The organism is Streptomyces sp. NPDC048352 (assembly GCF_040651895.1).
Taxonomy (GTDB): domain Bacteria; phylum Actinomycetota; class Actinomycetes; order Streptomycetales; family Streptomycetaceae; genus Streptomyces.
The window spans coordinates 1-12926 of record NZ_JBEZKZ010000126.1; the positions used below are offsets into that span (position 1 = coordinate 1).

Here is a 12926-nt window from a genome sequence, read left to right on the forward strand (position 1 = left end):
GGTGCGGCCCCGGCCTCCCCGCAGGACCCGCCCGGCCGCCACCAGCTCGCCGCGCAGCTCCGGCTGCTCGGCGTGCGGCCCGGGCAGCGGCTGCTCGTGCACGCCGCCCTGGGAGGCACCGGCCTGCGCGCCGAGGTCCTGCGCGACGCCCTGCGCGGCCTCCTCGGCCCCCGGGGGACCCTGCTCGTCCCCGCCTTCACGGCGGAGAACTCCCTGACCTCCAGCGCCCACCTGGCCCGCGTCGCCGGGCTCGACGAGGCCGGGGCGGCGGCGTTCCGGTCGCGGATGCCGCCCTTCGACCCGGAGGTCACCCCGAGCCAGGGCGTGGGCGCCTTCGCCGAGGTGGTCCGCACCACGCCGGGCGCCGCCCGCAGCGGGCACCCGCAGACCTCCTTCGCCGCGCTCGGGGCCGATGCGGACCGGCTGTGCGCGCAGCACCGCACCGAATGCCACCTCGGTGAGGACTCCCCCTTGGGAAAACTGTGGTGGGAGGGAGGACAGGTACTCATGATCAATGTGGGATTTTCGGCCTGCACGGCTTTCCATCTCGCGGAGTACCGAATTCCGAAGCCCCCCTTGCGCACGTACGACTGTGTGGTGAAGGTGAGCCTTCCGGAAGGGCCCGGAGGGCGCCCTCACGACGGGAAGTGGACGACGTACGAGGACGTCGCGCTGGACGACGGCGATTTCGAGGAGATCGGCCGGGCACTGCCGGAATCGCTGGTGCGCAGGGGGCGGGTGGGAGGGGCGTCCGCCGTGTTCTTCTCGGTTTCGCACGCCGTCGACCACGCCCTGGCCTGGATGACCGAAAACAGACGCTGATTGACTGAACGATGAGGGGATGTGGCGAAGCAGCTCCGGAATGATGTTTCTTCGCTCGCAGCTTCGGGACGGGGGTCGTGTGCCCGCATCAGTGCAGCCGTATTTTTTCCTCAGTTATGCGCATACACCGAGGTTCGGGCCTGGAGGACCCGATCCCGACATGTGGGTGGAGCGTCTCTTCCGTGACCTGTGCGGCCACATCATGGCGCTGACGGACCTGCCCGCCGGATCCGAGGCCGGCTTCATGGACCGCGAGATACGCAGCGGCGAGGGCTGGTCGGAACGGCTCGGGGCGGCCCTCGCCACCTGCCGGGTCTTCGTCCCCCTGTTCTCGCCGCGCTACTTCGCCAGCGAGATGTGCGGCAAGGAGTGGTTCGCCTTCGCGCAGCGCACCATCCACCACGGCGCGCTCAGCAACCAGCCGGCCGCCGAGGCCATCGTCCCGGCCCTGTGGGTACCGGTCCCACCCGCCCAACTGCCCGGCCCCGCCGAGCGGTTGCAGTTCAACCACAACACCTTCGGCGAGCGCTACGTCACCGACGGCCTGTACGGGCTGATCAAGCTGCGCGGGTACGCCGAGCAGTACGAGCAGGCCGTGTACGAGCTGGCCCGGCGGATCGTCCGGGTCGCCGAGACCGTACGCCTCCAGCCGGTCCGCCCGCTGGACTACCGGCTGGTCCCCAGCGCCTTCGGCCACGGCGGCGGCCAGCCGGCCGGACCCGGCGCCGGGCCCGTCCGCACCCTGCACGTGACCGTCGCCGCCGCCTCCCGGCACGACCTGCCGGACGGCCGCAGCCCCGAGTACTACGGGGAGAACGCGCTGGAGTGGAACCCGTACCACCCCGTCTCCCAGCGGCCCGTCGCCTACGTGGCCGAGGACCTGGTCAGGAACCTCAACTACCAGACCACGATGTCCTCCTTCGACGACGAGGCCGGGCACTTCGACAGCAAGCAGCCGCCCACCCGCCCCGAGATCCTGATCGTCGACCGCTGGGCGGTGGAGGACGAACACCGCCGCCAGCGACTGGCCGCCTTCGACCAGGAGCACCGCCCGTGGATCAACGTGGTCGTGCCGTGGAACCGGTACGACCCCCAGAGCCGGGCGAGGGAGGCCGAGCTGGCCCGCCGGCTCGAGGAGACCCTGCCCGTCAAGATGAGCCAGGGCCGGGCCGCCTGCCGGGCCGCGGCCAACGGCGTGGCCGGCATGGAGACGCTCGGGCAGATCCTGCCCCAGGTGGTCGAGGCGGCGGCCCAGCAGTTCCTCAGACACGCCCAGGTGTACCTGCCCGCCGGGAGCACCTCCACCGAACGTCCGCGGCTGGTGGGCCCGATGGGAATGGGCGGGCCGCCCGCACCACCACCGCCCGCACCACCGCCACCGGCCGGCCGGAACGGCGAAGACACCGACACAGACCCGGGGGGACGCGGATGACAGCCAGTCGTGACAGCCGAGACGGACGCATCGTCACCTTCTACTCGTACAAGGGCGGTACCGGCCGCACGATGGCCCTGGCCAACACGGCCTGGATCCTCGCCGCCAACGGCAAGCGGGTGCTCGCCGTGGACTGGGACTTGGAGGCCCCGGGCCTGCACCGCTTCTTCCACCCCTTCCTGGACCCCTCCACCCTGGGCGCGACCACCGGGGTCATCGACCTGATCAGCGAGTACGCCTGGGCCGCCACCAGCCCCGTGCAGCGCGCCGCCGACTGGCACAAGGACTACGCGCGGATCCAGCCGCACGCCGTCTCCCTCACCCCGGAGACCCACGGCTGGGAGTTCCCGGACGGCGGCACCCTGGACTTCGTCTCCGCGGGCCGGCAGAACCGCGAGTACTCGGCGACCGTGTCCACCTTCGACTGGGACAACTTCTACGACCGGCTCGGTGGCGGCCTGTTCTTCGACGCCCTGCGGGCCGACATGAAGGCGAACTACGACTACGTCCTGATCGACAGCCGCACCGGCCTGTCCGACATCGCCGACATCTGCACCGTCCACCTGCCCGACGTCCTGGTCGACTGCTTCACCCTGTCCGACCAGTCCATCGACGGCGCCGCCTCGGTGGCCCGGCAGATCGACGAGCGGTTCAACGACCGCGGGATCAAGATCTACCCGGTCCCGATGCGCATCGACGAGGGCGAGAAGGAGAAGGCCGACGCGGGCCGGGCCCTGGCCCGCCTGAAGTTCGACCGCTTCCCCAGCGGCCTGGTCGGGGACGAGCTGACCTCCTACTGGGGCGCGGTGGAGATCCCGTACCGGCCCTACTACGCCTACGAGGAGACCCTGGCCACCTTCGGCGACGAGGCCGGACTCACCAACTCCCTGCTCTCCGCCTTCGAACGGCTCACCACGGTGGTCACCGAGGGCGAGATCACCTCCATGCCGGTCATCGGCGAGGAGGTGCGGCTGCGGATCAGGGACGCCTTCACCCGCCGCCGGCCGGCGCTGCCCGCCGACCTGTTCCTGTCCTACGTCGCCGAGAACCGGATGTGGGCCGACTGGATCGAGTCGGTGCTCACCCGGGCCGGGTTCCGGGTCGTACCCAAGGACGTCTCCGCCGAGCGGGCGCCCCACACGGCGCCCGGCGACACCCTGGGCGGCGCGGGCATCAGCGTGGACACCGCCGCCCGGACCGTGGTGCTGCTCTCCAGCGCCTACCTCAAGTCGGCGCGGGCCGTGGAGGTGTGGAACCGGGCCGCCGCCGAGGACCCGACCGGGGGCCGGCGCCAGCTGGTGCCGCTGCGGGTGGGCGACGTACGCCTGGCCACGCCCTACATCGACCGCAACCCGGTCGACCTGTTCCGGCTCGACGAGGTGCACGCGACCACCGCCCTGCTGCGCGCGGTGGAGCGGCCGATGGCACTGCCCGACACCGTCGCCGGCACCTCCCAGCCCGGCCCCCGCTTCCCGGGCACGGTCCCGAAGATCTGGAACGCGCCGCCCCGCAACCCCGGTTTCACCGGCCGGTCCATCGTGCTGGAGCGGATGCGCGACCAGCTCGGCGGCGGCATGGCCGTGGTGCTGCCCCAGCCGCAGACCCTGTACGGGCTCGGCGGTGTCGGCAAGACCCAGGTGGCGCTGGAGTACGTACACCGGTTCATGGCCGACTACGACCTGGTCTGGTGGATCTCCGCGGAGCAGACGGACGAGGTGGTCGCCGGCCTCGCCGAGCTCGCCGTACGGCTGGGCGCGCAGACAGGCGAGGACATGGCGGCCGCCTCCCAGGAGGCGATCGACCTGCTGCGGCGCGGGGTGCCCTCCTCGCGCTGGCTGCTGGTCTTCGACAACGCCGACGACCCCGAGACCCTCAAGCGGTTCTTCCCGCCGGGCGGCCCCGGGCACGTGCTGGTGACCTCGCGCAACCAGTCCTGGTCCCAGTACGGGGACGCGCTGCCGGTGGACGTGTTCCTGCGCGAGGAGTCCATCGAGCACCTCCAGCGCCGCGCTCCCGGCCTGGGCAAGGAGGACGCCGAGCACGTGGCGGTGGCGGTGGGCGACCTGCCGCTGGCCGTCGAGCAGGCGGGCGCCTGGATCGCGGAGACCGCGACACCGGTGTCCGCGTACCTGGAGCAGCTCGCGGAGCAGACCGCGCGGGTGCTGGGCCTGAACCAGCCGCCCGGATACCCGCAGCCGGTGGCGGCGACCTGGAACGTGTCGATCGAGCGGCTCCAGTCCCGCTCCCCGGCCGCCGTCCGGCTGCTCCAGCTGTGCGCCTTCTTCGCGCCGGAGCCGATATCGGCGAACCTCCTCTACAGCAAGGAGATGATCGACGCGCTCAAGCCGTACGACTCCTCGCTCCAGGAGAAGCTGGTCCTGGGCCGGGTGATCAGGGAGATCGGCCGGTTCGCGATGGCCAAGGTCGACCAGGTCGGCAACAGCATCCAGGTGCACCGGCTGGTCCAGGCGGTGATCCGGGCGCAGCTGTCGGAGGAGGAGCAGCGCGAGGCGCGGCACGCGGTGCACCGGATCCTGGCGGGTGCCCGGCCGGACGACGACGAACCGATAGACAACCCGGAGACCTGGCCGAGGTTCAACACGATCTGGCCGCACCTGAGCCCGTCCGAGGCCCGGTTCTGCACGGAGCCGGAGACCCGCCGGCTGCTGATCGACCGGGTGCGCTACCTGTGGAAGCGCGGTGACTTCAAGGCGGCGTACGCGCTGGGCGAGGAGCTGCGCGAGGCCTGGCGGGAGATGCTCGGCAGCGACGACCTCCAGTACCTGTACCTGCGGTTCCACCTCTCGAACATCCTGCGCTCGCAGGGCCGTTTCGTGGAGGCGAAGGAGCTGGACGAGGTCACGCTGGAGCGGCAGCGGGCCGCGCTGGGCGCCTCGCACCCCCACACGTACATGACCACGAGCGGTCTGGCGATGGACCTGGGCGCGCTCGGCCGGTACGGGGAGGCGATGGAGCTGGCGACGGCCGCGCACGAGGGCTTCGGGCAGATCTTCCACGAGGCGCACCCGCGCACCCTGGCCGCGGCCAACAACCTGGCGCTGAACCTGCGGATGGTCGGGCAGTACGCGCGGGCCCGGGAGATCGACCAGGAGGTCTTCGACCGGCGCACCGAGGTGCTGGGCACGGACCACCCGTACACCCTGTCGTCGGCGCAGAACCTGGCCCGGGACCTGCGCGAGGTGGGACGCTACGACGACTCGGTGCAGCTGCTGAGCCGGACGTACGAGATCTACAAGCGGCAGCTGGGCCGGGCCTTCCCGGGCACGCTGTCGGCGGCGAAGAACCTGGCGGTGTCGCTGCGGCGGGCCGGGGAGCTGGAGAACGCGCTGCGGCTGACGACGGCGACCCGCAACCGCTACCGGGCCAAGTACACCTCGGTCAACCCCGACCTGCTGGCGTGTGAGCTGAACCTGGCCTCGGACCTGTTCGCGACGGGTGATCCGGGGGCGGCGCGGGACCTGGCGCAGGAGGTGGTGGACGAGTACATGAAGGTGCCGGGCGAGCGGCACCCGTACACCCTGGCGGCGGTCAACAACCTCGCGGTCTTCCACTGGGGCACGGGCGCGGCGGACACGGCGGAGGCGATGCTGCGCCAGACCATCCGCAGCATGCGCGACGTGCTGGGCGACCACCACCCGCACACGATCTTCGCGCACCTGAACCTGGCGAACGCCCGGGCGGACCTGGGTGATCCGGAGGGCGCCCTGGAGCTGGAGCGGATCGCGGTGGTGCGGTTGCGCGACGTGCTGGGGGCGCACCATCCGGAGACCCTGGCGAGCGCGTCGAACATGGCGGTCAGCCTGGACATGACGGGCCGCAAGGAAGAGGCGGCGCGGGTGCGGGCGGAGGCGGTGGCCGAGCTGGCGCGGCTGCTGGGGGAAGACCACGGTCTGACCCGCTACGCCCGTGACGAGCGGCGGGTCCACCGGGACCTGGAGCCGCTCGCGGTGTGATCCGACGGCGGGCGGCGGGGGCCCCGCGGGGTGCCCGCCGCCCGCCACCCGAGAGTTGGGGGGCGCTGTGCCCGACAGCATGACCTTTCGCAACGAGGACCTGCCGGCCCTCTTCCACCACACCGACCAGGCGGCGGTCTCCCGGCAGCGGGAGTCGACGCAGGCCACCCGCGCCCAGCTGCTGCTGCTGGTCGCGGCGGCGGCCTCCGCCGCCCTGCCGTCCGGGCCCGCGGTCGGCGGGCTGCACGTGTTCGCGGCGGTGAGCGCGCTGGCGTACGCCGGGGTGCTGGCCGTGGGCGTACGGGCGACGCGGCGCCGGGCCCGTCCGCAGTGGCAGCTCAACCGCAGCGCGGCGGAGTTCATCAAGTCCCTGGCGTGGCGCTACGCCGTGCACGGGGCGCCCTTCGGCAGTGAGGTCGCCGGGCCGGAGGGGGTGTACCGGGCGCGGCTGGAGAAGGGGCTGGACGAGCTGCGCAAGATGGGCTGGCAGGATCCGCGGACGGCGGGCCTGGTGCCGGAGGGGGCGGAGATCACCGGGGCGATGCAGCGGCTGCGCGGGCTGGACTACCAGGTGCGCAGGGAGACGTACGTCCGGGACCGGCTGATCGAGCAGCGCACCTGGTACCAGCGCAAGACGGAGGGGTCGCGGCGGGCGACGGCGCTGTGGTCGTGGACGATCGTGCTGCTGACGTGTCTGGCGCTGCTGCTCGCCCTGTTCGGGGCGTTCGGTTCGGGTCCGGGGGCGGGGCCGGCGGGGCTGCTGAGTGCGGCCGCGGCGGCGGGGATCGCCTGGAACGAGGTGCGCCGCCACCACCCGCTGATCGAGGCGCACACCCTGATCGAGCAGGACCTGTCGGCGATGATGGTGGTGATGCAGACGACCATCACGGAGTCCCACTGGCCGTCGGCCGTCTACGAGACGGAGCGGTACGTGTCTCCCCAGCACACCGACTGGCTCGCCCGGCACAGCAGTTGAGGGGGTGGGGGGCGCGGCTCAGGCGCGGGTCACGCCCTCGCACCAGATGACGGTGACGGGTTTGCCGAGGGCCCGGGCGTAGGCGACGATCTCGCCGGTGCCGCCGTGTCCGCGCGCGGGCAGGCCGTCCCAGACGGCGACGAGCCGGTCGCAGCTGTCCGCGATGTAGGTGCCGGCCGCGTAGTAGGCCTCGTCGGTGGAGCGGGCGAAGGCCATCGTGACCTCCTGGGCGGCGCGGCGCCTGAGCCGCCGGTAGCCGGCGAGGGCGTCGGGGTCCTCGAAGGTGTCCTCGTAGTCCCCGCTGGGGATCACGACGGTGAGGTCGGCGCCGTATTCGAGGGCGATGGCGGCGAAGAGCTGGTCGGCTCCGTCGGCGAGGCTGGAGAAGGCCTCCAGCGGGCCCCGGTGGCCGCCGAGCACGGCCCGAAGGCCCGCTTCCACGGGGCCGAGCGCCTCGTCGGGAATCGAGCGGTGCCCGGTCACGCCGATGCGCTTCATACGAGATCCTCCCCCGTGGACGCCCTGGACATCCTCCCAGAAGGAGGGAGGACGTCCAGGGGGCCTGCGGGCCCGCGGAGGGCCCGGTCAGTAGACGCTGACGCCGTAGGCGTTCAGGGCTTCGACGACGGGCTGGAAGAAGGTGGTGCCGCCCGAGGAGCAGTTGCCGCTGCCGCCCGAGGTGAGGCCGACGGCGCGGCTGCCGGAGTAGAGCGGGCCGCCGCTGTCGCCGGGTTCGGCGCAGACGTTGGTCCGGATCATCCCGTAGACGATGTCGCCGCCCCCGTAGTTCACGGTGGCGTTGAGGCCGGTCACGGAGCCGCTGTGGGTGCCGGTGGTGGAGCCGCGGCGGGTGACGGACATGCCGGTGGTGGCGTTGACGGCGCTGGTGATGTCCTGGCCGCCGACGGTGCCGGGCGGGACCGGGCTGTTGCTGGCGTACTTGATCAGCCCGTAGTCGTTGGTCGGGAAGCTGGAGCCGACGGTGGTGCCGACGGTGGTGGTGTGGGAGGAGTTGGTCCACCAGGTGCCGGCGCCCTCGGTGCAGTGGCCGGCGGTCAGGATGTAGTAGGTGCTTCCGCTGCGGACGTTGAAGCCGAGCGAGCAGCGCCAGCTGTTGGCGTAGATGGCGTCGCCGCCGGAGAGCAGCTTGGTGAGTTTGCCGGGGGTGCGCTCGATGCGCAGGGCGGCGGCGTCCGCGCCGGCCTCGCGCCGGATTCTGCTGATGTCGGCGGCGGTGACGGTGGAATCGGCGGTGACCACGAGGGTTCCGGTGGCGGGATCGGTGTGCCAGGCGGTGCCGGCGACGTCGGCGCGCAGGACCGAGGCCCCGGCGGCGGCGAGGCGGGCGGGGCTGAAGCCGGTGCCGTTGTCGTCGGCGCTGGCGGCGGTGGGGGCGGCGAGGGCTGCCGTCGCGGCCAGGCCGGCGGTCAGGGCGAGCAGCCGCAGACGGGTGGTGCTGTTGATCCTCACTTGACGTCCTCCCGGGTGGGGGTCGGGGGCTTCGGCTGGGGTGGGGGATGCCGGAGCCCGTGAGCGGCGGTGGGGGGCAGGGCGGGCGCGCGGCGGGTAAGCCGCTGATTCGACGTGGCCCTGACAAGTCCGCCGGGTGACGCTGAACGGGAGTGTCCTGGCGTCGGTTACCGGCGGCAAGGGCGCCTTTCAGCCGTCGTCCCCCGGCGGCGACCGGGAAGGGCAGGGCGCGCCCGGGCCGCGGGAACGGGCGGTCGAGGCGGCCGTCGAGGGCGCGGGACGGGAGCCGGGCCCGGTCGGGGCGGCGGTCCGGCTCGCCGCCGGGCCCGCGGGCGCGCCCGGCGGCGTTCCCGGCCCGGCCCCTGCACAGCCGCGGGTACGGGCCGCGGTGCCCGGGGAGCCGTGGTGCCGGGGCGCGGCCGGTGACCTCGACGCCTGCGAAGCCCCGCCGGGCCCCCGGCGGCGGGGCCGTGGAGGCGGGCCGCTCCCCTGCCCCGCGCGCCCGGCCGCCGCGCACCGCACCCGCACGACCGCGGGCCGGGAGCCGGCGGGGCGGGTCCCGTCCGCGCGGGGCCGCCCGTCGTGCTCCGCGCCTTCTCCGGCGGGGGCGTTCAGCAAGAACCCGCCGTCCTGGACGCGCCGGTGGCCGGGAACGGCCGGAAGTCGACCTTCGCGGTGGCCCGGGACGCCACCCGGCGCCCGTGCAGCTCCCGCCGGGCCCCGGCCGGTTCGTGATCGCTCATGCCGCTCAGCCCTTCCCCCACCGGCCGGACGGGAACCTCCCGGTAACCCGTCCGGACCTGGGGAACTGACGTGGCCTCAGCAGTCGCAGCCGCAACCGTCGCAGCAGCAGCCGTCACAGTTGCAGCAGTCGCACCCGTCGCCGCAGTCGTCGCACCAGGCGTCGCGCTTCTGGCGGGACCAGGGGCCCTCGTAGTCCGTGCAGCAGATCTGACAGGTGCAGAAGAGGCCGATCGCCACCGCGCAGCCGTGCAGCAGCCCCCGGCGCGGCTTCTGCGGGGGCAGCCCGCCGAACCCGCCGCCACCGCCACCCCCGCCGGGGCCTCCCGGGCCCATCGGCGGCGGCATACCGGGCCCGCCGGGGGCCGCGTACGGGTGGCCCTGGCCGCCCCCGTACGGGCCGCCGTGCCCGTACCCGGCCTGCGCGCCCGCGGCGTACCCCTGCGGGGGCTGCCCGTACCCCGGCGGCGGCTGCCCGTAGCCCTGGCCCGCGGAGTTCGCGGCGGCGTGCCCGCACGAGGCGGTCCCGAACGCGCGGTCCACCGAGGTGCGCAGCTCGTGCACCAGCAGCCGGTGGGCGAGGCCCGCGTCGGCGAACTCCACCTCGCGCAGCGCCAGCCGTATCCCGTGCAGCGCGTCGTCGCACAGCCGGCGGGCCTCGGCGCGGGAGGTGCCGGTGGCCGTGAGCGGGTTCCAGGCGCCCGCCAGGGCGTCGGCGGCCTGGTCCTCGACGGCGTCCAGCAGGTGCGCGAGCCGCCCGAAGTACCGGCCGGCCTCGGCGAGGGCCGGGCCGTTGCCGGGCCGTCCCGCGAGGACCGCGGTATGGGCGAAGGCGGCCGCGGTCGCGGTCTCCGTCGGCTCGGTGACCACCAGCACGGGCGTGCCCGGGCCGGCCAGGGTCTCGATGCCGCCCTGGCGGTCCACGGCGTCGACGAGCACCGCCGTGTCGAAGCCGAGCGAGGCGCCGGTGCGGGCGCCGGCCCGGTCCCAGCCCCGGGCCACCTTCCGCGCGGCGGCGGCGATCGGGGCCCGGGCCAACAGCCCGTCCCGGTCGGCCACGTGGTCCCGCACCTTCGCCGAGGCCAGCACCAGCGAGACGGCCGCCGCGAGCCGGGCGCCCTCGCCGTTGGCGACGGGGGCGGTGCGCATGCCGCGCAGCGGGCAGGGCCCGGCGGTGCGCCGGGCACCGGGCAGCGGACCGGACTGAGCCTCCGTCAGAACGGAGACGAGCAGCCCGTCGTAGTTGGTGACGATCCGGGCGAACTGGCCGTGGTCACCGCGAAGTGCCAGGCAGAGGCCGCACAGATGGGCCATCCACTCCGTCTTGAAGCGCTCGCCCAGCCGGTGCGCGCAAGGTCTGACGATGCCGAACAACCGCTTCCCCCGTGTGTCATACGCGTGTTTCGGGGGCATCGTATCCAGCCGGGCGGATCACTCGTACGCCCCAGTGCCTCACCCGGACAGCAGCGGCGGTCGTATTTTCACTCAGTCAGCAGCGGTAGCGTCCGGGAGCCTCGACCGTGCAACGGATGTTCTGCACCAGTCCCGTCACGAAACCTCTGCGCGGCGGCTATCCACTTGGCGCGTTGTCAGCATCATGGACGACCATAGGGGCAGCGGAGAAGAAGACAGACTGGCCACGGTGAAAGGAGGCGTCCATGGGTTCGGTACGCAAGGCGAGTGCCTGGTTGGGTCTCGTAGAGGACAGCGACGACGAGCGGTACTACGACGACGACTACGCGGAGGCGGTGGAGCGCCAGCAGGGCTCGGTCTCCGGCCCCGGCGACCAGTGGGTCACCGACCCCCGCGTGCAGGTCGCCTCGGATTCCGCGGTCGAGCGGGGCCGCCGGATCGCCACCGTGACCCCGGACGGCTTCCGTGACGCGCGCGGCATCGGCGAGCTGTTCCGCGAGGGCGTCCCGGTGATCGTGAACCTGTCGTCGATGGACCCGGCCGACGCCAAGCGCGTCGTCGACTTCGCGGCCGGCCTGACCTTCGGTCTGCGCGGGTCGATCGAGCGGGTGGCGACCAGGGTCTTCCTCCTGACCCCGGCCGACACCCGGATCGTCAGCGGCGAGGCGGGCGGCCGCTCCCGCGACTTCTTCAACCAGAGCTGAGCGAGGCCCTCACCGGCCCGCGGCCTAGCGGAAGGCGTCCAGCCCGGTGAGCGCCTTGCCCAGGACCAGCTGGTGCATCTCCACGGTGCCCTCGTAGGTGAGCACCGACTCCAGGTTGGTGGCGTGCCGCATGACGGGGTACTCCAGGGAGATCCCGTTGGCCCCGAGGATGGTCCGCGCGGTGCGGCAGATGTCGATGGCCTCGCGGACGTTGTTGAGTTTGCCGAAGCTGATCTGCTCCGGCCGCAGGGTGCCCGCGTCCATGCGCCGGCCCAGGTGGTGGGCGAGCAGGATGCCCTTGTGCAGTTCGAGCGCCATGTCGGCGAGCTTGGCCTGGGTGAGCTGGAAGCCGCCGATCGGCCTGCCGAACTGCTCCCGCGTCTTCGCGTAGTCGAGCGCCGCCTCGAAACTGGCGCGCGCCGCGCCCATGGACCCCCAGATGATCCCGTACCGCGCGTGGCTGAGACAGCCCAGCGGTCCCTTGAGCCCCGTGACGTCGGGGAGCACCGCGTCCGAGGGCAGCCGTACGTCGTCCAGCACCAGCTCGCTCGTCACCGACGCGCGCAGCGACCACTTGTGCTTGATCTCCGGAGCCGAGAAGCCGGCGCTGTCGGTGGGGACGGCGAAGCCGCGGATGCCCTCGTCCGTCTGGGCCCAGACGACGGCCACCGCGGCCACCGACCCGTTGGTGATCCACATCTTGCGGCCGTTCAGCACCCAGTCGGAGCCGTCCCGCTTGGCGTACGTGCGCATGGCGGCCGGGTCGGAGCCGATGTCCGGCTCGGTCAGCGCGAAGCAGCCGATCAGCTCGCCTGCCGCCATGCCGGGCAGCCAGCGCTGCTTCTGCTCCTCGGAGCCGTACTTCCAGATCGCGTACATGGCCAGCGAGCCCTGTACGGAGACCAGCGAGCGGATGCCGGAGTCGGCGGCCTCCAGCTCCAGGCAGGCCAGGCCGTACTGGACGGCGCTCGCGCCCGCGCACCCGTAGCCGGTCAGGGACATGCCGAGCGCGCCGATGGCGCCGAGTTCGCGGGCCAGCTCGCGGATCTGCGGGAGCTCGCCGTCCTCGTACCACTGGGCGATGTGCGGCAGGACCCGGTCGGCGGCCCAGGAGCGGACGGTGTCGCGGACGGCGAGGTCCTCGGGGCCGAGCAGCTCGTCGAGGCCGAGCGGATCGGTGGGGGCGAACGGGGACTTCGGCGCGGACGGCGCAGACGGCGCGGACAAGGGGGCCTCCCGGCAGGCACGTGGGGCGGAACCTAGCGGTGCAAGTTTGTCGCCGACCCGGCTCCGGGTCCACCCCCGGCTCTCCGGGCGGCCGCCCGGGTCAGCCCTGGCGGCCGGGCCTGCCGCCGACCGCGGGGTCGCGCTCGGGCCGGACCGGGGCCGGGACC

General features: G+C 73.2%; 10 protein-coding genes. 5 read left to right on the plus strand and 5 right to left on the minus strand.

The features are described 5' to 3' along the window. Nucleotides 1-63: 63 nt before the first annotated feature. The 4 genes from AB0D45_RS33700 (at nucleotide 64) to AB0D45_RS33715 (ending at nucleotide 7204) form a co-directional block, all read left to right on the plus strand. Nucleotides 64-822: an AAC(3) family N-acetyltransferase gene (locus tag AB0D45_RS33700; RefSeq protein ID WP_362466313.1), complete on the plus strand. Its 759-nt coding sequence runs from the start codon at nucleotides 64-66 to the stop codon at nucleotides 820-822. A gap of 43 nt (nucleotides 823-865) precedes the next feature. Continuing rightward, on the plus strand, nucleotides 866-2254 hold the full coding sequence (locus AB0D45_RS33705; protein ID WP_362466316.1) for a TIR-like protein FxsC: 1389 nt from the start codon (nucleotides 866-868) through the stop codon (nucleotides 2252-2254). Further along, entirely contained in the window at nucleotides 2251-6228 is a 3978-nt protein-coding gene (fxsT, locus tag AB0D45_RS33710; protein ID WP_362466297.1) for an FxSxx-COOH system tetratricopeptide repeat protein, read from the plus strand. Before AB0D45_RS33705 ends, fxsT begins: the two co-directional genes overlap by 4 nt. 79 nt (nucleotides 6229-6307) lie before the next feature. Further along, on the plus strand, nucleotides 6308-7204 hold the full coding sequence (locus AB0D45_RS33715; protein ID WP_362466300.1) for a DUF4231 domain-containing protein: 897 nt from the start codon (nucleotides 6308-6310) through the stop codon (nucleotides 7202-7204). A gap of 18 nt (nucleotides 7205-7222) precedes the next feature. Here AB0D45_RS33715 and AB0D45_RS33720 read toward each other — a convergent pair whose 3' ends face one another. The 4 genes from AB0D45_RS33720 to AB0D45_RS33735 form a co-directional block, all read right to left on the minus strand. Then, a complete protein-coding gene (locus AB0D45_RS33720; protein ID WP_361609737.1) occupies nucleotides 7223-7702 on the minus strand; it encodes a hypothetical protein in 480 nt (159 codons plus the stop codon). 87 nt (nucleotides 7703-7789) lie between these two features. Then, nucleotides 7790-8674, minus strand: coding sequence for a S1 family peptidase (locus AB0D45_RS33725; RefSeq protein WP_362466303.1), 885 nt, complete (start codon nucleotides 8672-8674; stop codon nucleotides 7790-7792). Nucleotides 8675-9285: 611 nt separating this feature from the next. Further along, a complete protein-coding gene (locus AB0D45_RS33730; RefSeq protein WP_362466306.1) occupies nucleotides 9286-9417 on the minus strand; it encodes a hypothetical protein in 132 nt (43 codons plus the stop codon). Between the two features lie 76 nt (nucleotides 9418-9493). Next, nucleotides 9494-10789: a DUF5685 family protein gene (locus AB0D45_RS33735; RefSeq protein ID WP_362466309.1), complete on the minus strand. Its 1296-nt coding sequence runs from the start codon at nucleotides 10787-10789 to the stop codon at nucleotides 9494-9496. 284 nt (nucleotides 10790-11073) lie between these two features. Here AB0D45_RS33735 and sepF point away from each other — a divergent pair, with 284 nt between their 5' ends. After that, nucleotides 11074-11532: a cell division protein SepF gene (gene sepF / locus AB0D45_RS33740; RefSeq protein ID WP_361610779.1), complete on the plus strand. Its 459-nt coding sequence runs from the start codon at nucleotides 11074-11076 to the stop codon at nucleotides 11530-11532. Nucleotides 11533-11556: 24 nt separating this feature from the next. Here sepF and AB0D45_RS33745 read toward each other — a convergent pair whose 3' ends face one another. After that, nucleotides 11557-12759, minus strand: coding sequence for an acyl-CoA dehydrogenase family protein (locus tag AB0D45_RS33745; protein WP_361610777.1), 1203 nt, complete (start codon nucleotides 12757-12759; stop codon nucleotides 11557-11559). Nucleotides 12760-12926 lie beyond the last annotated feature (167 nt).